Source organism: Flavobacterium sp. UBA4197 (assembly GCF_002379575.1).
In the GTDB taxonomy this organism is placed as follows: domain Bacteria; phylum Bacteroidota; class Bacteroidia; order Flavobacteriales; family Flavobacteriaceae; genus Flavobacterium; species Flavobacterium inviolabile.
Genome location: NZ_DFUB01000009.1, coordinates 191649 through 213289, shown reverse-complemented (window position 1 = coordinate 213289; position 21641 = coordinate 191649). Strand labels below are relative to the sequence as shown.

Genomic DNA, 21641 nt, shown 5'->3' with positions numbered 1-21641 from the left:
TTATTTCTTTTTAGTAGTTGTTTTTTTAGCTGCCGGTTTTTTCGCCGCAGTCGTTTTCTTCGCTGCTGTTTTTTTAGCCGGTGCTTTCTTCTCAATCAACTCCTTCACTTCTTCCAGTGTCATTTTTCCGGCATCGACATCTTTGGAAAGCTCAATCTTAACCTTTCCTTTCAGGATTACAGAACGTCCCCATCTTGCTTTTTCAACACGGATTCCTTCTTCTTCCCAATTGTGAATTACCTTATCGATATCTTTCTGTAATTTCTCTTCAATCAGCTCCACAAGATCCGATTGTGATAAATTATCAAAATTGTATTTTTTATTAACGTTGATAAACATACCGTTCCACTTGATAAAAGGTCCGAAACGGCCCACTCCTTTTTGTACCGGCTCATTTTTATACGTCCCGATAGGAGCATCTGCCTGTTCTTTCTCTTTGATCAGTTCCATAGCGCGCTCTAACGTAACATCCAAAGGTTCTTCGCCTTTTGGCAACGAAATAAAAGCACTTCCGAAACGCACATACGGTCCGAAACGACCGTTATTTACCTCTACTTCTTCTCCTTTATAGGTACCTAAATTTTTAGGCAGTAAAAACAGGTTAAGCGCTTCTTCCAGCGTTATGCTTCCGATATTCTGCTCCGGACGCAAGCTTGCAAATTGTTTGTTATCGTCATCGACATCGCCAATCTGAGCCATCGGACCGAATTTCCCTAAACGAACACTCACCGGTTTACCGGATTTCGGATCCGTTCCCAGGATCCGTTCCCCGGATTCTCTCTCGGCGTTTTCTTCTACATTTTTAACGGTAGGATGGAAATGATTATAAAAATCACGCATCATCATCGCCCAGTCTTCATTTCCGGCAGCAATCTCATCGAAGTCCTGCTCTACTTTTGCCGTAAAATTATAGTCTAAAATGGTTTCAAAATTCTTAACCAGGAAGTCATTTACAATGATACCGATATCGGTAGGAACCAGTTTCCCTTTGTCAGAACCGAAGTTTTCTTTTAATTCCTGACTTTTTACCTCACCGGCTTTTAAGGTTAACAGGGCATATTTACGCTCCTGACCTTCAAAGCTTCCTTTTTCTACATAATTTCTATTAATAATCGTAGAAATTGTCGGCGCATAGGTAGACGGACGTCCAATGCCAAGCTCTTCCAGTTTTTTAACCAGCGAAGCTTCCGTATAACGTGCCGGCGGACGGGTGAAACGCTCCGTAGCAGTGATATAATTGTTGGTCAGCTTTTCATTTACTTTTAAAGCCGGCAACATTCCTTCCTGTTCTTCTTCCTCATCGTCATGTCCTTCCAGATACACTTTCAGGAATCCTTCAAAAAGCAATACCTCTCCGGTTGCCCCGAATATTTCTTTATGATTGCCTGCTTCGATCTTCACATTCGTACGCTCTAATTGCGCATCACTCATCTGGGAAGCCAATGTTCTTTTCCAGATCAGATCATACAAACGTGCCTGGTCTCTGTCAATATTCACAGTATGGCGCGACATATCCGTCGGACGGATAGCTTCGTGCGCTTCCTGTGCTCCTTTGCTTTTGTTAGCGTAATTTCTGGGCTTGCTGTATTCCTTACCATACGATTTGATGATTTCTGCTTCTGCAGCAGCCATCGCTTCCTGCGACAGGTTCACACTGTCCGTTCTCATATAGGTAATTAATCCGGCCTCATACAGACGCTGCGCCATCATCATTGTAACACCAACCGGGAAATACAGCTTTCTTGCCGCTTCCTGTTGTAATGTTGATGTGGTAAAAGGAGCTGTTGGTGATTTTTTAGTCGGTTTTGTTTCCAGGTCCGATACTTTATACTGGGAACCGATATTTTGTTTTAAGAAAGCTTCCGCTTCCTGTTTGGTTGCAAAGTTGTGTGGTAATTTTGCTTTAAAGGTTTTTCCGGCTTCGTTTGCAAATTCAGCAGTAACGCTATACGATCCTTCGGCTTTAAAGCCCTGGATTTCACGCTCACGCTCTACAATTAAACGTACGGAAACCGACTGAACACGTCCGGCAGATAGTCCGCCTTTTACTTTTTTCCATAAAACAGGCGATAATTCATATCCTACCAAACGGTCTAAAACTCTTCGCGCCTGCTGGGCATTCACTAAGTTATAATCAATACCTCTCGGGTTCTCAATTGCCTTTTGTATTGCCGTTTTGGTAATTTCATGAAAAACAATACGTTTTGTTTTGCTCTGGTCCAATTTCAATTCTTCTGCCAAATGCCATGCAATAGCTTCTCCCTCACGGTCCTCATCGGAAGCCAGCCAAACGGTTTCTGCCGACTTCGATAGATCTTTAAGTTTTTTAACCAGAGCCTTTTTATCGGAAGAAACTTCATACTTTGGTTTGAAATTATTTTCAACATCCACCCCAATTTCTTTAGAAGGCAAGTCGGCTATATGCCCGTAACTTGATTCTACCTGATAATCCTTTCCTAAAAATTTTTCTATAGTTTTTGCCTTTGCAGGCGACTCAACGATCACTAAATTCTTTGCCATACTTCTACTGTTTGTCCGGCAAAAGTATATGATTTTTTTAAATATTACATTTTTGGTTTTCTAAAACACAATTATTTTATGAGGATACAACACCTGTAACAGGCATAATCTTCTTTTTCTTTAAGAAATAAATTACGGCTTCTGTCTTAAAACAAACCCGGTTTTTAAGGCATCGTTTCCACCGGCCGGCATTAGCCAATAAAATACTATATTCCAACAGTATAAATCTAAAAAGCGCTGTTACAATCCAATTTCTCCCACTGTAAAAACCGCATCCAGGCCTGGTTTTTCACGGTCTTTTTCGTTTCTTATTTCTAAAATATACAGAAATAATCAAAAAAATTAACATTTAAAATTTTGGAGCCACGCACTTTATGATGATTTTTGATAAAACAATTCTCACTTATTACTAAAATAATCACGATATGCACTCTTTTTTAAATCTTATAAATGATTTCCTAAATAAAAATCTGCATTTCTTAGACAAAGAGGATTTAAACCTTCAGTTGTTATCCCATGAAGATTATCCGAGTTTTCGTTCGGTTTCCGACACTTTCGACTATTTCGGAATAGAAAATCTGGTAGCCAATGTGCCGGTGGATGCTTTGGAACAGTTACCGGAATATTTTATGGCTTTAATCAACGTGGACAAAAAAGACGTTATTGTTTCCGTTCACAAGACCAAAAGCCATATTAAATGCAAAAGTGCCGACGGTAAAAAATCGGCCTACAGCTATCCCGATTTTAAAAAGATCTGGCCCGGAACGATAATCGCTGTTGAAAAAAACGAAAAACCGGAATCCAAAAGAGAAACGTTCGCACTTCTTGCCTTCGGCTGTGCGCTGGTGTTGTCCTTATTATTATTTGTCTTTCCGTTTTCCTTACCGGTTACAGCATTAGGAGCGCTTTCTGCTTTAGGTATTTTTTTAAGCGTCCTTATTATTAAGGAAGAACTCGGAATTCACGATAACCTGTCTTCCAGAATATGCAGTTCCCTTAACGAGAAAGGAAGCTGTTCCAAGATCATTACCTCATCGGTACAATTTTTAGGGGTGATTTCACTGAGTAATGCCACAGCGGTTTTCTTTATTTCACAATTCCTCATACTGCTTTTTGCCGGTTTTGACAGTATCTTTTTTACGGCACTTTTACTTTCCTCCATACCGGTATTGCTTTTTTCGCTATACAGTCAGGCGTTTATTCTAAAACAATGGTGTGCTTTGTGCCTGGGTATTGTTTTAATATTACTGGCCGAAATTGCAACCGTTTTTAGCAACATCGCTCCTTTTGAGATTAATAGCAGCTATATTCTTAAAGCACTCCTTATTATAACACTTACCTATTTAGGGGTCTTTTATGCCAAAGCGCTTTTAACCAAAAGTATTGCGCTTAAGAAAACAAAAATCGATTTCCTGAAATTCAAACGAAATCAGGGTTTATTTTTCACTTTACTTCACAAGAAACAACTGGAAAAGAACAACAGTATTCCGCAGGAGTATATTTTAAGTTTTGGGTCAAAAAACCCGGTATTAACCATAAACGCCGTTACCAATCCGCTTTGCGGCTATTGTACGGATGCCTTTAAGGCATATTACAATCTTTTGGAAAAACACGGAAACGATATTCAGATCAATTTTGTTCTCAGTGTTCCGTTTGAACGAACGGATAATGTCGCGACAAAAATCGCAGCCAGTTTTTCGGAAGCCTATTCCGGTAATAAAGACACCGCGCTCTCCATTTTAAAAGAATGGTTTGATGAAAAAGATATTCCGCAATGGGAGAACAGATCTGTACCGGTTCCTCAGCACACACTGGATTTACTGACCGCGCATCGAACCTGGTGTGACAACCACAGTATTCATTATACACCGGCAACTTTTATAAACGGTTACCATTATCCTGCCGAATATACCTTACAGGAGTTTTCTTTATTTGCTGAGCAAATGATCGAACAGCTTCGTGAAGACACGGTTTTGGTTTATCAGAATTAAGGATTTTCACCAACAATTTTGACACGATCAGTACAATTCATAAATATTTAAAAGAAGAAATCACAATTGACCACTTTCCTTAACAATATTTATATATTTGTCAATACAGAATTATCCTCAAACCAAAGAAAACAATAATTATATCTCACATCTTGTGCAATAATTTCAATAAATAATGTCGCAATTCCCATTCTACAAACAAGCCGATTCCAAAGACTGTGGTCCCACGTGTCTTAAAATAATTGCCAAGTATTACAAGAAAGTCATCAACATTCAGGAATTAAGAACATTAGCGGAAACAACCCGTGAAGGAAGTAATCTTTTGTCGCTGAGTGATGCGGGAGAAAGAATCGGATTTCGCACCTTAGGGGTTAAAATTTCACTGGAGCGCCTGCAGGAAGTTCCGCTTCCCTGTATCCTGCACTGGAATAACAACCATTATGTTGTACTGTATAAAGTCAAAAAAAACAAACTTTATGTTTCCGATCCGGCACACGGTTTATTAGAATATGACAACGAAGAGTTTTTAAAATTCTGGATCGGCAATAATGCAACACCTTCAACAGAAGAAGGGATTGCGCTGTTAATCGAACCGACTCCTAAGTTTTACAATACCGAATTTGACACCAACGACAGCAACAGCGCTTTTGGCTTTGGCTTATTGTCGCGTTACGTCCTTCGCTATAAATCCTTTTTATTACAGCTGATTGTCGGATTACTGGCGGGCAGTATACTGCAGCTGATTTTTCCTTTTATGACACAAAGTGTCGTGGACGTTGGTATTCAGAACCAGAACATCCACTTCATTTACCTGTTATTAATCGCGCAGCTCTTTCTGTTCTTCGGAAAAACTGCCCTGGAATTTATCCGAAGCTGGATTTTACTCCATTTATCGACACGTATTAATATCTCTTTAATATCCGACTTTTTCATCAAGCTGATGAATCTGCCGATCTCCTTTTTTGATGTCCGGATGACCGGAGACATCATGCAGCGAATCAGCGACCATCACCGGATTGAACGAATACTGACCACCTCCTCTTTGAGTGTGTTATTTTCGTTTATCAACATGCTTATCATGGGTGCCGTTCTGGCCTATTATAACCTGACAATCTTTATGGTATTCTTTGTTGGCAGTTTTTTCTATTTCGGCTGGGTTATCCTATTCCTGAAAAGACGTGAGGCATTAGACTACAAACGCTTTTCGGAAGTGAGCCAGGAACAAAGCAAAGTAATTGAGCTCATCAACGGGATGCAGGAAATCAAACTGCACAATGCCGAAAAGCAAAAACGCTGGGGCTGGGAATACATACAGGCACGTTTGTTTAAAGTTTCAATGAAAAGCCTGGTGCTGGAACAAACGCAGAGTATCGGTTCCAATTTTATCAACGAATTAAAAAACATCCTGATTATCTTTTTGTCGGCTAAATTAGTTATCGACGGACAGATCACTCTGGGGATGATGATGGCGATAAGTTCTATTGTAGGAAACCTTAACGGACCGATCGTACAGCTGATCGGATTCATCCGGGAAGCGCAGGATGCCAAAATATCGCTGGCGCGTTTATCGGAGATTCATGACAAAGAAGACGAATCGCAGGATGAAGACGAAAAAACACATGACTTCCCGAAAGACGAAACCCTTTCCATTAAAAATGTGTCGTTCCGATATACCGGTTCCGACCTGCCGGTACTGGAAGATGTCACCTTAACCATTCCGGCTAAAAAAGTAACGGCCATTGTAGGGGTCAGCGGAAGTGGTAAAACAACCTTAATGAAAATACTGCTGAAATTCTACGAACCAAACAGCGGTGAAATATTACTGGGCAGAACCAACCTGAAAAACATGTCACAAAAAACATGGCGGGCACATATTGGCGCGGTAATGCAGGAAGGTTATATTTTCAATGACACTATTGCCAATAACATTGCTTTGGGTGCCGACAAGGTCGACAAGGCAAAATTATTATACGCAACCGATGTTGCCAATATCAGGGATTTTATTGACGAACTTCCTTTGGGTTTCAATACTAAAATCGGGATGGAAGGTATCGGAATGAGTACCGGGCAAAAACAACGTCTGTTAATCGCCCGTTCCGTATATAAAAATCCGGAAATGCTCTTTTTTGACGAGGCGACTTCGGCATTGGATGCCAATAACGAAAAAGTAATCATGGAAAAACTAGATGTGTTTTTTAAAGATAAAACGGTAGTGGTTATTGCCCACCGTTTGAGTACCGTTATGAACGCCGACCAGATTGTCGTTTTAGACAAAGGCCGGATCATCGAAGTGGGAACCCATGAAGAATTAGTCAGCTTAAAAGGCAATTATTTTGAACTGGTAAGAAACCAGCTTCATTTAGGATCATAAAAAGATATTGCAACAAACAAAAAGACACAATGCCTCAAAAAAAGAGAACCGATTTAGAATTAAGAAGCGAAGAAGTACAGGAAATACTGTCTGAAGTGCCACATTGGATGATCCGATGGGGAAATATCGTTATACTTACTATTATTGTATTGTTAATCATACTGGCATGGTTTATCCGTTATCCGGACATTATTACAACAGAAATCGCGATAACCACCCAAACACCGCCTGAAAAACTGATTGCCCGTTCTACCGGTAAAATTGAAAAGATATTCATTGAAAACCGCAAAATGGTCAAACAGCATACGCCTCTGGCAGTTATTGAAAACACTGCAAATTATAAAGACGTATTTCTTTTAAAAAGCATCACGGATTCCCTGAAGATGAACAACAGCTTTAGCTTTCCGTTCGAAAAATTAACCGCCCTGCAGTTGGGTGACATTTCCAGCGTGTTTGCCATATTCGAAAAAGACTATGCCACCTACGAACTGAACAAAGACTTACAGCCTTACCGAGTGGAAGACACTGCCCAGCGATTTGAATCGGTGCAGCTAAAAGAACGTATGGAACTTTTAACCCAGCAGGTTTCTATTGCCCAAACCGAATTACAGCTGAAGAAAAAAGAACTGGAACGCTACAAACGCCTGTACGAAAATGGCGTTATTGCCTCACAGGAATGGGAAACCAAAAACATTGATTACCTTCAGAATGAGAAAAACATCAAAAGCCTGAATTCCCAGATTTCCCAGATTCATTCCTCCTTAAATGAATTGAACCGAAGCAACAAAACGACCAAAATAAACGAAACAAAAGACCAGATCACTTTCTTCAGAAACATGGCACAATCGTACAATCAGCTGAAAAAAGCGATTAGCGACTGGGAACTGGCCTATGTGCTTCGTGCTTCCATTCCGGGAGAAGTGTCCTATTTACAGATCTGGAAAGAGAACCAGACCATCACAACCGGTGATAATGTTTTTACCGTTATCCCGGATTCCAAATCCCGCTATATCGGAAAAGTAAAAGCCAGAACAACCAATTCCGGTAAACTGAGAATCAACCAGAACGTGAACATCCGCTTGTTAAACTATCCGGACCGCGAATTCGGGATTGTAAAAGGAAAAGTAAAATCCATTTCCTTAACGCCGGACAAAGAAGGTTTCCTTTTAATTGATGTCTCACTACCAAAAGGACTGGAAACATCCTATAAAAAGAAGATCATCTTCCAGCAGGAAATGAGCGGAACGGCAGATATTATCACGGAAGATTTACGATTACTGGAACGATTGCTGTACCAGTTCCGGGACATCTTCAAACGTTCCTGATCCCCGAAAGCGCTTTTCATCCTTTTTTAAAAGCTTCGCCAACAGCAAAAATCAGATTAAAATTGATGTTAAACAAAGCTGTCATCTTGTCAGAAAACAAAATTTAATAGTATCTTTGCCGATTAGAAGATTTACACTCTTATAGCGATATATGGAAAAGGTTATTGAAGAAAACAAGCAAGGTACCAGTCTTGTTTTAGAACAAAAAGAAGGAAATACAAAAAAGCTCTTTATCGAAAGTTACGGTTGTGCGATGAATTTTTCCGATAGCGAAATTGTCGCGTCAATTTTAGCTAACGAAGGATTTAATACGACCCAGAAACTGGAAGAAGCCGATTTGGTTTTGGTAAACACTTGTTCGATTAGAGATAAAGCAGAACAGACTGTTCGTAAACGTCTGGAAAAATACAATGCCGTAAAAAGGATTAATCCGGGAATGAAAGTGGGTGTTTTGGGCTGTATGGCCGAACGTCTGAAAAATCAGTTCCTGGAAGAAGAAAAAATCGTTGATATGGTTGTTGGTCCGGATGCCTATAAAGACCTGCCAAACCTTTTAAAAGAAGTCGAAGAAGGCCGTGACGCCATCAATGTAATCTTATCCAAAGATGAAACCTACGGCGACATCTCCCCTGTTCGTCTGCAAAGCAACGGGGTAACCGCTTTTGTTTCCATTACCAGAGGATGCGACAACATGTGTACCTTCTGTGTCGTTCCGTTTACCCGTGGCCGCGAACGCAGCCGTGAACCGCAAAGTATATTAGAAGAAATAGCCGACCTGGCAGACCGTGGCTTTAAAGAAGTAACGCTTCTAGGTCAAAACGTTGACAGCTATTTATGGTATGGCGGCGGATTGAAAAAAGATTTCGAAAAAGCAACCGAAATGCAAAAGGCAACCGCTGTAGATTTTGCACAGTTGCTGGACATGTGTGCTACGGCACATCCGAAAATGCGTTTCCGCTTCTCAACGTCCAATCCTCAGGATATGCACGAAGAAGTGCTGCACGTAATTGCCAAGCATTATAACATCTGTAACTATATTCACCTTCCGGTACAATCGGGAAGCACCCGAATCCTGAAAGAAATGAACCGCCAGCATACCCGTGAGGAGTATATGGCTTTAGTTGATAAAATTAAAACAATCCTTCCGGGTTGTTCCATATCGCAGGATCTTATTTCCGGTTTCCCTACAGAAACGGAAGACGATCACAAAGATACCCTGAGCCTGATGCGCTATGTACAATACGACTTCGGCTATATGTTTTCCTATTCGGAAAGACCGGGAACCCTTGCTGCCAGAAAAATGGAAGACGATGTTCCGGAAGAAGTTAAAAAACGCCGTTTACAGGAAATTGTTGATTTACAACAGGAATTAAGCTACGAGAGAACTTCCCGATTCTTAGATCAGACCGTGGAAGTATTAATCGAAAAGCCTTCCAAGAAATCCGACGCCCATTGGTCCGGAAGAAACCCGGAAAATACCGTGGTGGTTTTCCCAAAAGAGCATTATAAAGTAGGTGATTTCGTTATGGTTAAAATCAACAGCTGTACTACAGCCACACTAATTGGCGAGCCGGTAGGTTATTCGGAGATGAATTAAACCGCAGCCCGCCCGACCCAAACTATCACCCAAAACAACACTGTTATCACCATGGAAAGTATTCAAGCCATAAAACAACGATTTGAGATTATCGGAAACGATCCGAAACTCAACCGTGCCATTGAAAAAGCCATTCAGGTTGCCCCGACGGATATATCAGTACTGGTAACCGGAGAAAGTGGTGTTGGTAAAGAAAGTATTCCTAAAATAATTCATTCCCTTTCTCACAGAAAGCATGGGAAATATATTGCCGTAAACTGTGGTGCCATTCCGGAAGGAACCATCGACAGTGAACTTTTCGGCCACGAAAAAGGAGCGTTTACCGGAGCGACTTCAACCCGTGAGGGATATTTTGAAGTAGCCGATGGCGGAACCATTTTTCTGGACGAAGTCGGAGAACTTCCGTTAACCACCCAGGTACGTCTTTTGCGTGTTCTGGAAAACGGAGAATTCATTAAAGTGGGATCTTCCCAGGTACAGAAAACAAATGTCCGCATCGTTGCCGCAACAAACGTAAACATGTTTGAGGCCATCGAAAAAGGAAAATTCCGGGAAGATTTATATTACCGTTTAAGCACTGTGGAGATCATGCTGCCGCCTTTGCGGGAACGCAAAGAGGACATTCATCTTCTTTTCAGAAAATTTGCTTCCGATTTTGCCCATAAATACAAAATGCCGCCATTAAAACTGGACGACGGTGCCGTACAATGGCTTATGAAATACCGCTGGGGCGGTAACATCCGTCAGCTGCGCAACGTAGCCGAGCAGATTTCTGTATTGGAAACATCCCGCGACATTTCGCTGGCAACCTTACAGTCCTATCTGCCAATGGAAGGCAACAACCTGCCTTCGGTAATAAAGGAAAAAAAATCCGAAAGCGATTTCAGTACCGAACGGGAAATTTTGTATAAGATCCTTTTTGACATGAAAAGCGATCTGAATGATTTAAAAAAGCTCACTTTAGAGCTCATGCAAAACGGCAACTCAAACAAAGTACAGGAAAGCAATAAAAACCTGATTCAGCGCATTTACGGCTCCAAAGAAGAGGAAGAAATTCCGTTTGAAAGCCAGGCAAGCCTCGAAGCGATTCCTGTGCCGGTACAAAACATTCAGGAAGAATTTGACGATGATGATGACCAGAATTATCTTTTTGCCGAAACCGTTGAAGAAGAAGATTCCCTGCGTTTAGACGAAAAAGAAATCGAACTCATCAAAAAAGCACTGGAACGCAACAAAGGAAAAAGAAAAGCTGCCGCAGACGAATTAGGCATTTCCGAAAGAACCTTATACCGAAAAATAAAACAATTCGATTTGTAATTGATAACGCCCGTATGAAAAATATAAAATACATCATCACCCTTTCCTTAGTACTGATTTTAAGCAGCTGTTCTGTGTACAATTTTACCGGAACCGGAAAGATTGACGCCAAAACATTCCAGGTAAATTATTTCCAGAACAATGCCGCATTGGTAGAACCGGGAATTGAAAGAACGTTTACATTAGAGCTACAAAAAATCATTCAGAACCAGACCAATCTGAGTCTTACCAATACCGGAGGTGATTTGATTTATGAAGGGGAAATTACCGATTACCGGATTACGCCAATGGGTTCAACTGCCGATCAGCGTGCTTCGCAAAACAGGCTTTCCATTACCGTAAATGTACGTTTTACCAACAAAAACAAAGCTGATGATGATTTTGAGAACAAGAAATTCTCTTTTTATTATGATTACCCGGCCGATACACAATTAATCGGTGCCAAATTATCAGAAGCCTTAACGGTGATTTTCGAAAGAATAACACAGGATATCTTTAATCAGTCCTTAGCAAAATGGTAAACCTTTAATTCAGACGATTTGAACGTAAACGATTTAACCTATTTACTCAACAAGCCGGAAACCATAGGCAGTAAGCAAACCATCAGTTTAGAGGGTATTTTGCACCAGTTCCCCTATTTTCAGTCGGCAAGAGCCATTCACCTGAAAGGGCTGTACAATGAAAACAGTTTTCGTTACAATTACGAATTAAAGAAAACAGCTGCTTATACGACAGACCGAAGCATCCTGTTCGAATTTATCACATCAACGAATTTCACGGCTATCCAGAAGGCTTTCTTTGACGAAAAAGAAGCCGTTATTAATGATATTATCGTTAACCAGCATAAAGTGGTTATACCGGAAGAAGAAAAACCGCTTCCGAAAGTAGATCCGTTAGAACAGTCTATCCTAACCTCTATTAAAGTAGCCGAACCGAAGGCTCCGGAACAACCTGAAGCAACACTTCCGGAACCGGTACAGCCTGAAATTCCAACGGCAACTGTGGAAGAAAAACTCGAAATCGGAAAACCATTAGAATTCTCCAAAGAGGAGAAACATTCTTTCCAGGAATGGCTGCAATTGGCAAAATTCAGCCCGATTGACCGTGAAAATACCGTTAGTGAAGAAGAAATTGACGAAGAAAAAAAGAAAAAATCAGAATTGATTGATAAATTTATTGAAGCCAATCCGAAAATAGTTCCGAACCGGAATTCTCCTGTAACGCCTTTAAATATTGAGAAAACGCCCCAGGACAACTCCTATTTAATGACCGAAACTTTGGCAAAAGTTTATCTCGAACAAAAAAAATATCAAAAAGCGATACAAGCTTATGAAATATTAATTTTGAAATATCCAGAAAAAAGTCATTTCTTTGCAGACCGAATTTCGGATATTAAGATATTACAACAAAATAACAATTAAAAAATTATAATATGTTTTCAGTTTTTTTAGTATTAATAACAATTGTATGTTTTTTACTTATCATCGTAATCATGGTTCAAAACCCTAAAGGTGGAGGTTTATCTTCAAGCATTGGTGGTTCGCAAATGATGGGAGGCGTTCAGAAAACAAACGACTTTCTTGATAAAAGTACCTGGACATTAGCAACTTTATTAATTGTATTGATTTTATTATCCAGCTTAAGCTTCACAGGAAGTATGGGTGATAACGGATCGAAACTTATTGACAACAGTACACCTGCTCCGGCGGCTCCGGCAACAAAACCGGCTGCAGCAACAGGAACAGCAGCTCCGGCTACAGAAAGTGCAGCGACGCCAGCTACAACTGACGCAGCAGCTACAACACCGGCAGCGACTGAAGAAGCAAAAAAATAATTACTATAAACAGTATATAAAAAATGTCAGCCTGTCAGTGCTGGCATTTTTTTTTGACAAAAACCTGCCATTTTTTTGATTGGCATACTTTCTGAAAAGTAATCAGCATCTATACAATAATAACATAAAATATATATAATTATGGCATTAAACATTAAACCACTTTCAGACCGCGTTATCGTGGAACCTGCAGCTGCAGAAACGCAGACAGCTTCCGGAATTATCATTCCTGATACAGCCAAAGAAAAACCTCAAAAAGGTACTGTGGTAGCTGTAGGAAACGGTAGAAAAGATGAGCCTTTAACCGTAAAAGTAGGCGACACGGTTCTATACGGAAAATATGCTGGAACTGATTTAAAATTTGAAGGTAAAGATTACCTGATTATGAGAGAAGATGACATCCTTGCGATCATCTAATCCCTTAACAAAAATCACCCTTAAATCCCCTGAATAAAGGATTCAACAAACTAAAAAGAGATTAAAAAATGGCAAAAGATATAAAATTTGATATTGAAGCACGTGACGGATTAAAACGTGGTGTTGATGCATTGGCAAATGCTGTAAAAGTAACATTAGGACCAAAAGGACGTAATGTAATCATCAGCAAATCATTTGGCGGACCAACCGTAACAAAAGACGGTGTTTCGGTTGCAAAAGAAATAGAATTAAAAGACACTCTTGAAAACATGGGTGCTCAGATGGTTAAAGAAGTTGCTTCTAAAACCAATGATTTAGCCGGTGACGGAACAACTACAGCAACGGTATTAGCACAGGCTATCGTTAAAGAAGGCTTGAAAAACGTAGCTGCCGGAGCAAATCCGATGGATTTAAAAAGAGGTATCGACAAAGCTGTTGAAGCTATCGTAGCCGATTTACAAAAACAGGCACAGGAAGTGGGAAGTTCTACCGAAAAAATCAAACAGGTAGCTTCTATCTCTGCCAACAATGACGACGTTATTGGTGATTTAATCGCTACTGCTTTCGGTAAAGTTGGAAAAGAAGGTGTTATCACTGTGGAAGAAGCAAAAGGAACCGATACTTATGTGGACGTTGTGGAAGGAATGCAGTTTGACAGAGGGTATTTATCGCCTTACTTCGTGACCAATCCGGAAAAAATGGAAGTGGAATTAGAAAGACCTTATATCCTTTTATACGACAAAAAAGTATCTTCTCTAAAAGAGTTGTTACCAATATTAGAGCCGGTGGCACAATCCGGAAAACCGTTATTGATCATCGCTGAAGATGTAGACGGAGAAGCTTTATCGACATTAGTTGTAAACAAATTAAGAGGTGCTTTAAAAATCGCTGCTGTTAAAGCTCCCGGATTCGGAGACAGAAGAAAAGCCATGTTGGAAGACATCGCTATCCTGACCGGAGGAACAGTAATCGCGGAAGAAAGCGGATACACTCTTGAAAATGCAACATTAGAAATGTTGGGTACCTGCGAAAAAGTAACGATCGACAAAGACAATACGACTATCGTTAACGGTGCTGGTGAGGCTGACATGATTAAAAACCGTGTAAACCAGATCAAAGCACAGATGGAAACTACTACATCTGATTATGACAGAGAAAAACTTCAGGAGCGTTTGGCAAAACTTGCCGGAGGTGTTGCAGTATTATACGTAGGTGCTGCTTCGGAAGTGGAAATGAAAGAGAAAAAAGACCGTGTGGATGATGCCTTACACGCTACCCGTGCAGCAGTAGAAGAAGGAATTGTTGCCGGTGGAGGTGTTGCTTTACTAAGAGCAAAATCGGTTTTAACCAATATTAAAGCAGACAATGCTGACGAAGCTACCGGTATTCAGATTGTATCCCGTGCAGTGGAATCGCCTTTAAGAACTATTGTAGAAAATGCAGGTTTAGAAGGATCGGTTGTTGTGGCTAAAGTTGCAGAAGGTGAAGGAAACTTCGGTTACAATGCTAAAACAGACGAATATGTTGACATGCTGAAAGCCGGAATCATCGACCCTAAAAAAGTAACCCGTGTTGCCCTTGAAAATGCAGCTTCGGTTTCGGGTATGATCTTAACTACAGAATGCGCTTTAATCGAAATTAAAGAAGAAAATGCCGGAGGCGGAATGCCAATGGGAGGCGGAATGCCTGGGATGATGTAATATCACCTACTCAAGTATACTCAAAACCGCCTGAAATATCTCAGGCGGTTTTTTTTATAACTATAAAAAGCTATTTTTGAGCATTAATGATTTCCGCTATGATAAAAAAAATACTTTCCTTTCTAATCATCGTACTGTTTTTCACACCACATTACACCTTTGCACAGGCAGGCAATGACAAACTGCAGGAAAACATCACGAACCATTTTGAAAATTATTTCAAAGCAGACCGTGAAAAAATTCACCTGCATTTAAATAAAGCAACCTATCTGACCGAAGAATCCGTCTGGTTTAAAGGCTATATTATTGAAGAAAAACTAAAAGTACCTTTCCTGAAAACCACTAATGTTTACGTAGACTTGTTTGACGGCAATTCCAATAAAATTGCAACCCAGTTATGCTATACCCAAAACAGTGTATTGCAGGGGTATATCAACCTTCCTGCCGGTTTATCATCCGGTAGCTATTACATCCGGGTCTACACCAATTTTATGAACAACTTTAAGGAAGACGAATCCAGTGTATATGCCATTACCGTTTTAAATCCGACAGATACGGATTATAAAAACAGGAATACCATTGACTACAATAACGTAAGCGCTTCTTTTTATCCGGAAAGCGGTGTTTTTTTAGAAAACAGTTCTAACACCATAGCCGTTAGAATTACCGACTGTAACGGAAAGGGAATCGCCGTTAAAAATGCTGCCGTTAAAGATGCCAAAGGAACCGTAGTAACGAATTTTTCGACCAATGCATTCGGCATCGGTAAATTTGATCTGCTGCAAACCACCAGCCAGCTTTACAAAGCTGTTACCACCATCAATAACAAAGAGATGATTTTTAACCTTCCGCCGGCAGCTCCGGCAGGAACGTCATTCACGGTAAACAACTATACCTTTAGCGACAAAACCATCATCAAAATAAAAACAAATACGCCCACACTAACCGATATGCCGCTGCTGTTAATCATTCAACAGGATGATGCCGTATCTTTTATTGATCTTGTCCTTAAAAAGAACACCAGGGAAGACACTTTCTCCATTAACAGCGATCATTTTAACGAAGGGATTAATAACCTTATTCTGACCGACAAAAATGCGGTAAAACTGGCGGAAAGAATGATCTTCAAACCGTACAACATCAAAAAGGAACTCGACCTTTCCGTGACCAAAACACGGAAGGATTCTATTCATATTACCGGAAAATCCAATATTGTTTTGGGAAGCTTAAGCATCTCTGTTTTGCCTGAAAAAACCATTGCCGCAAACGACAGCAAATCCATATATGATGCGTTTATCTTTTCTCCCTATACGGACACCGATACTAAAGATGCCGCTTATTACCTGAATAATTTCACCAAAAATAAACATTACGAACTGGACACCTACCTGATTACACAAAAGCCAAAATATGACCTCAACACGATATTAACCACAAAACCGGAAAACAAATTCGAATTTGAAACAGGAATAGCCATTAAGGGTACCATCAATAAAGAACTTACAGACCGGAACAACTATCTTGTCGAGATGAGTTCCTTGTATTATAAAATCACGGAAGAATCAAAAATTAACGAAAAGAATGAATTTTACTTTAAAAATTTAATTGTCGCCGATTCCACCGTGATGCATTTTTCGTTATTTAACAATAGCGGAAAAAGACAGGAATTGAAAATGTATCCGCAGGTTATAAAAAACAATACCGCTTTTTTAAAACCGCTTCGCAAACCGGTATTACAATGTCCGGAAAACGCAACTGCCGGATCCGGCACTCCTGACAAAACCGAGGAACTGCCTTACTTTACAAAGATGAAAATGATCCATCTGGATAGTGTAAGCGTAAAAGCAAAGAAAAAAGAACCCAAACTAAACCACAACAGAAAGTTTTCCAACAATATGGCCCGGGAGTTCAAGATCAGTGAAGGTGATTTTGCTTCCTACAGAGAAGTCCTGCCTTTTATAGGTGCCCACGGTTATGATGTTGGTTATGTAAACGGCAGTGTCTATATCAGTGGCCGGATCAGAAAATCTTTAAGAGGCGGTGCGTCTCCGGCAGTTTTTATTGACGACATACCGGTAACCGACCTGAATCAGCTGCAAGGCATGAGCCTTGAATTTGTTGATGAAATCTACCTTAACAGGCATGGTTTCGGTATGGGATCGGACGGTGCTAACGGTACCATCAGGATCTACACTAAAAAAGTATTAAACCCGGGAGCCAGTGCTATAAGGGTTAAATCCCAGCAGTTTTTAATTACCAACGGTTTTCAGGCACCCAAAAGCTTTAAAAACCCGGGATATTCCGATTATAATTCCCCCGGCTTCTACAATTACGGTACAATTTACTGGCTACCTGAGGTAGAAACCGATGAGGACGGTGCTTTCCGTTTTTCAATCCCGAATTACAGCCAGCAATCGGTTAAACTAAAAATCGAGGGAATCGGCACCAACGGCGAACTCATTTCAGAAGAAAAAACAATTGCCTTTTAAAAATAAAAACCGAAGCAGATGCTTCGGTTTTTTTATGGTCTTAATTAAAAAAGACCTGATACTGGGCAATGAAAGCCCCTTTTCGCTCTATCTGGTCCCCGGTAGTGTTATAAACCGGACGGTTCTGATAGGAAAGGGTCAATTTTGACGTATGGCTTGCCAAAAGCCAGTTCACGCCTATATCATAAAATTTCATAGACTCGTTTAAGCGGTCGTATTGGGCATGCTGCATGGCTACATAGGGCATTATTGTTGTTTTACCAATCAGGTTATCCTTTAACTTATACCCTACCTGTCCGTATAAAACCGTTCCCGTTCCATACATTGGAAACCCGTTGCCGCTTCCGTTTAAAATCGCCGGATTATTACTGCCGGTAGCCGGATTCATAACTGCTGCATTACGGATATAGTTTTTGCCAAAATCATAATGCGTGATATTCCCGTAGGCACTGATTGCCTGTCCCCGGTCACCCGTTGGCGCATCATAAAAGATATCGGCAGCCAGGTGAACCATATTCTCCCGAATCGTATCGTTAGCTGTACCCAAATGCCACATCGCATCTTTCTGGTAGATAAATCCGGCTCCGATATTGAATACTTTTTTCTTCCCCAGATACGTTCCGGTCATATAAGGAGTCAGGTTGGACTCCTGGTCTTTGAACTGGTACTGAAAATACCCGTTCCACTGCATGTCCGGCGGATCGGCTGAGAACGTAGCATTTGGAGTAACTGCCGGATTATAATTGGCTGATTTTTGTATTGCCATTGGCTTTGCCATCGCAATGCGGTAGTCGAGTTTCCCTAATTTACCTTTCGCAAACACCGACAATTTTCTTAAAAACTGATCGGTCACATCATTTGTTGACTGTTGGAAAAGCGGGGCATCCACGCCCAGTATCGTTCCGGCAGAAGGCGCGGCAAATCGTGCCAGTCCGCTCCATCCGGACAATCCCATCCCTAAGGACAATTTTTCCTTCTCCACCGCATAATCTCCCATTACATCATGCACAAAAAAACCCTGTTTTCTGTCGGAAACATTGTTGAAATTGTTTTCACCAAATTGTGTATAAATGAATACACGGTCTGTTAGCTGGCTATACATCTGAACCCGGTAACGGCGAATACCAATATCTGTCCCGTTGTCCTGCGGAACACCATTAATAGTTGTTCCCGGATTATAATCCTGATTGCGCAGCCAGGCCTGAGCCATAAAGGTAAACTTCACATAATTAGACCCGTCTTCGTTTAAATATAATTTCCTGTCTTTAAAAAAATCCTGAGCCTGGGCTCTTTCCGGTGTAAATAATCCCAGCAGCATTAACGTTGCTGCTAAAAATGTAGTTATTCTCATGATAAAAAAATTGATTTTATGCTCTTGTATAAACAAATACTGCTTTGCTTTTTACGATAGTGCCTGCGGCGCTGTCTTTTTAAAAAAAATCCTGATTGTTCAAAATCAGGATCTTTATTTTTATTTACCTTTCATATTGACAACAGCTGTGCAGCTTGCCATAATCGTCGGTGTTTGCCTTTACTTTTTCGGTGTCATGTCCTGCTTTGGCAATGGATTCCTGTACCAGTAAAGGATTGGCTTTTTCTTCATTCAGCAACAAATGCAGCGACTGATTATCGGCAGTCCAAACAGCCGATTTCACTCCCGAAACTGCGTAAGCCGCTTTTTCAATCCGCTTTTTACACATCTCGCAATTTCCTTTTACTTCAATGTCGTATTTCGCATTTTTGTTTTTCTTTTCCTGCGCCTGAACAGCAAAACCTATTAAGGTGATGATAAAGGCTAAAAGTATTTTTTTCATTGTATTTCGTTTTTTAATGTTCTTATTTAATTTTAAATCGTATTCCGGCATAATACATCTGTCCGAATACCGGAGCATATATAATGGAACTGTCAAATGACGGGCCAAAAGGGTTTTCGGCACCTAATATTGCTTTGCTCTGTTTGTAGTTTCCGATATTTTCACCACCAACGTAGGCTTCAAAGGTACTGGAAAATGTTCTCGTAATCTGCGCATTCATTACCGAAAAAGAAGGTGAGTAATCCGGTAAACGGTCTCTCAACAAGGCATTGTCGGCTGTATTGGGCAGTCGTTGTGCTCCCATCCAGTTATAGGTAAAATCGAATTTCCATTGCTGCCCTTTCTCTTTTATATGGGTTTCATAGGCAAGATTGGCAAACACACGGTGCTTAGCCTGCAACGGACGTTCTTTCGGCCCGCTAAGGTAATCTGTCTGGATGTCGTAGTATTTATAGGCCGTACGCAGATTCAGGTGTTTGATGAATTCATAATTAAATTCCAACTGTAAGCTGTTTGCGTATGATTTTCCGTCCAGGTTATAGAACAATACCTGCTGCGGACTGGCATACAAATCGACCACTGCCTGATTTTGGAAATCGGTCCGGTAAAAGTCCAGACTCACTTCGGCTGTTTTTCCAAACAGGGTGAATCCCTGCATAAAGCTCAAACCGTAATTCCACGCAATTTCCGGATCCAAACCATAAATTTTTCCTCCGGTATTCAGGATCTGGAAAGCTCTTGATGTCGCAAAAAGCTGCTGGTTTTCTGCAAAGATATTTGCGCTGCGTTTTCCTCGTCCGGCAGAAGCCCTGATAACCGCTTTTTCCCATGGATTGTATCGCATGTGCAATCGCGGTGTAAAGAAAGATCCCAAACGATTATGTACATCAAAACGGGCTCCGGCAACCAGACTAAAGTTATCGGTATTGTCATAGGTATATTCAAAAAAGGCTCCAACGGAGTTGTCTCTTCTGCTCACGTCCATTGCGGAACCGACATTTACATATTCGTTATAATCATCGGACGTAAAGTTCAGTCCTGTTGAAAATTTATTCAGGGTATTGCTGATGATCGAATTGAAAATCAGGTTCGAATAAAAACTATTCTGCTGGATGTTGTATTGGTTTAACCCAAAATAAGATTCCTGTTTGTGATAATTAAAGGAATTTTGGAATCCGATGCTCTGATAAGGCATATCGGGAAACACATAACCGATTTTTGAAGAAACATCCACTTTATCGGTGTTGATTTCGGAACCCCAGTAATTTTTAGTGAACTTGTCCCGGTCCGGATCAAAATCCACCTGCCCGGTTTGTTTCTCATCTCTCATATACCGGAAATTGATAAAACTCACCCAGCCTTTTTCGGCATTGTTATATTGCCAGCGGTTCAGCACGTTAATTTGTTTTCCCAGCGGATTGTCCAAGAAACCATCGTGATTCATGTCGTTTTTGGCCACTCTCGCATTTCCGTGAAGGAAAAGACTGCTGCTCCATTTATCGGATATTCTTTTATTAAAATGGGTATTCAGCTCAAACCGACTGTCTGTAGAACCGTAAGCATTTAAAAAGAACGGAATGTCGTTTGCCGGTTTTATCAACTCGGTATTGATCTGTCCGGAGATACTTTCATATCCGTTAATAACGCTTCCGGCGCCTTTCGTTACCTGAATGCTTTCCACCCAGGTTCCCGGGGTAAAAGACAGTCCGTATGCCTGTGAAGCACCGCGAACCGAAGGGATGTTTTCTTCCGCAATTAAAATATACGGACTGGTTAATCCCAGCATTTTGATTTGTTTGCTTCCGGAAATCGCATCGGAGAAATTCACATCGATCGAAGGATTGGTTTCAAAACTTTCCGAAAGGTTACAACAGGCTGCTTTGAGCAATTCTTTGCTGCTCATCGTAACCACATTGGCTGTTTTTACATAGGATTTTTGCAGACTGTTTCGTTTGGTGGTAACCACAACCTCTCCCAATGTTTTGGAAGGTTTTATTTTCTGTTTGATTGTTTGAGGCGCATTGATTTCCAGCGTTACGGCTTCATAACCGATATAACTGATGAGCAGCTGGTTGTTTTCTTTTGAAAAAGGCAGGCTGAAAAAGCCATTTTCGTTGGTGGTTACACCAATAGTAGTATTCTTCCATGATACGGAAGCTCCAATTACGGGCAGATTCTGTTCATCTGTTACAGTACCCGTTACATTCTCTTGTGCTGTCATGATGTTTACACACAGCAAAAGAAAAACCATAAAGTATTTATGCAT

15 protein-coding genes are annotated in these 21641 nt (G+C 40.7%); 11 read left to right on the top strand and 4 right to left on the bottom strand.

All coding sequences use genetic code 11. The features are described 5' to 3' along the window. Entirely contained in the window at positions 1–2520 is a 2520-nt protein-coding gene (gene topA / locus B3394_RS05705; protein WP_286913955.1) for a type I DNA topoisomerase, read from the bottom strand. 425 nt (positions 2521–2945) lie between these two features. On the opposite strand from topA, the gene B3394_RS05700 reads away from it, so the two are divergent. The 11 genes from B3394_RS05700 to B3394_RS05650 all read left to right on the top strand — a co-directional run bounded on the left by B3394_RS05700 (position 2946) and on the right by B3394_RS05650 (position 17561). Then, the gene (locus tag B3394_RS05700; protein ID WP_286913954.1) at positions 2946–4511 is read left to right on the top strand and encodes a vitamin K epoxide reductase family protein; all 1566 of its coding nucleotides are present in this window, start codon (positions 2946–2948) and stop codon (positions 4509–4511) included. 175 nt (positions 4512–4686) lie between these two features. Continuing rightward, the gene (locus B3394_RS05695; RefSeq protein ID WP_286913953.1) at positions 4687–6882 is read left to right on the top strand and encodes a peptidase domain-containing ABC transporter; all 2196 of its coding nucleotides are present in this window, start codon (positions 4687–4689) and stop codon (positions 6880–6882) included. Positions 6883–6911: 29 nt separating this feature from the next. Then, positions 6912–8207: an HlyD family secretion protein gene (locus B3394_RS05690; RefSeq protein WP_177729979.1), complete on the top strand. Its 1296-nt coding sequence runs from the start codon at positions 6912–6914 to the stop codon at positions 8205–8207. Positions 8208–8358: 151 nt separating this feature from the next. Next, positions 8359–9804, top strand: a complete 1446-nt coding sequence (miaB, locus tag B3394_RS05685) for a tRNA (N6-isopentenyl adenosine(37)-C2)-methylthiotransferase MiaB (RefSeq protein ID WP_286913952.1) — start codon at positions 8359–8361, stop codon at positions 9802–9804. Between the two features lie 51 nt (positions 9805–9855). Then, positions 9856–11121, top strand: a complete 1266-nt coding sequence (locus B3394_RS05680; RefSeq protein WP_286913950.1) for a sigma-54 interaction domain-containing protein — start codon at positions 9856–9858, stop codon at positions 11119–11121. 14 nt (positions 11122–11135) lie between these two features. Next, positions 11136–11642 (top strand): LptE family protein, encoded by a 507-nt coding sequence (locus B3394_RS05675; protein ID WP_177729982.1) that lies wholly within the window; start codon positions 11136–11138, stop codon positions 11640–11642. Positions 11643–11660: 18 nt separating this feature from the next. Further along, a complete protein-coding gene (locus B3394_RS05670) occupies positions 11661–12542 on the top strand; it encodes a tetratricopeptide repeat protein (protein WP_286913942.1) in 882 nt (293 codons plus the stop codon). An 11-nt stretch (positions 12543–12553) separates the two neighbouring features. Next, the gene (gene secG, locus B3394_RS05665; RefSeq protein ID WP_177729984.1) at positions 12554–12955 is read left to right on the top strand and encodes a preprotein translocase subunit SecG; all 402 of its coding nucleotides are present in this window, start codon (positions 12554–12556) and stop codon (positions 12953–12955) included. Positions 12956–13096: 141 nt separating this feature from the next. Further along, positions 13097–13372, top strand: a complete 276-nt coding sequence (locus B3394_RS05660; protein ID WP_177729985.1) for a co-chaperone GroES — start codon at positions 13097–13099, stop codon at positions 13370–13372. A 68-nt stretch (positions 13373–13440) separates the two neighbouring features. Continuing rightward, a complete protein-coding gene (gene groL, locus B3394_RS05655; RefSeq protein WP_177729986.1) occupies positions 13441–15072 on the top strand; it encodes a chaperonin GroEL in 1632 nt (543 codons plus the stop codon). Between the two features lie 98 nt (positions 15073–15170). Next, positions 15171–17561, top strand: coding sequence for a hypothetical protein (locus B3394_RS05650; protein WP_286913937.1), 2391 nt, complete (start codon positions 15171–15173; stop codon positions 17559–17561). A 40-nt stretch (positions 17562–17601) separates the two neighbouring features. Here the strand turns inward: B3394_RS05650 and B3394_RS05645 are convergent, their stop codons facing one another. From B3394_RS05645 to B3394_RS05635, 3 genes are all read right to left on the bottom strand, one after another. Then, positions 17602–18912, bottom strand: coding sequence for a hypothetical protein (locus B3394_RS05645; RefSeq protein ID WP_286913933.1), 1311 nt, complete (start codon positions 18910–18912; stop codon positions 17602–17604). A 124-nt stretch (positions 18913–19036) separates the two neighbouring features. After that, the gene (locus B3394_RS05640; RefSeq protein WP_286913931.1) at positions 19037–19375 is read right to left on the bottom strand and encodes a heavy-metal-associated domain-containing protein; all 339 of its coding nucleotides are present in this window, start codon (positions 19373–19375) and stop codon (positions 19037–19039) included. 22 nt (positions 19376–19397) lie between these two features. Beyond that, positions 19398–21641: a TonB-dependent receptor plug domain-containing protein gene (locus B3394_RS05635; protein ID WP_414654258.1), complete on the bottom strand. Its 2244-nt coding sequence runs from the start codon at positions 21639–21641 to the stop codon at positions 19398–19400.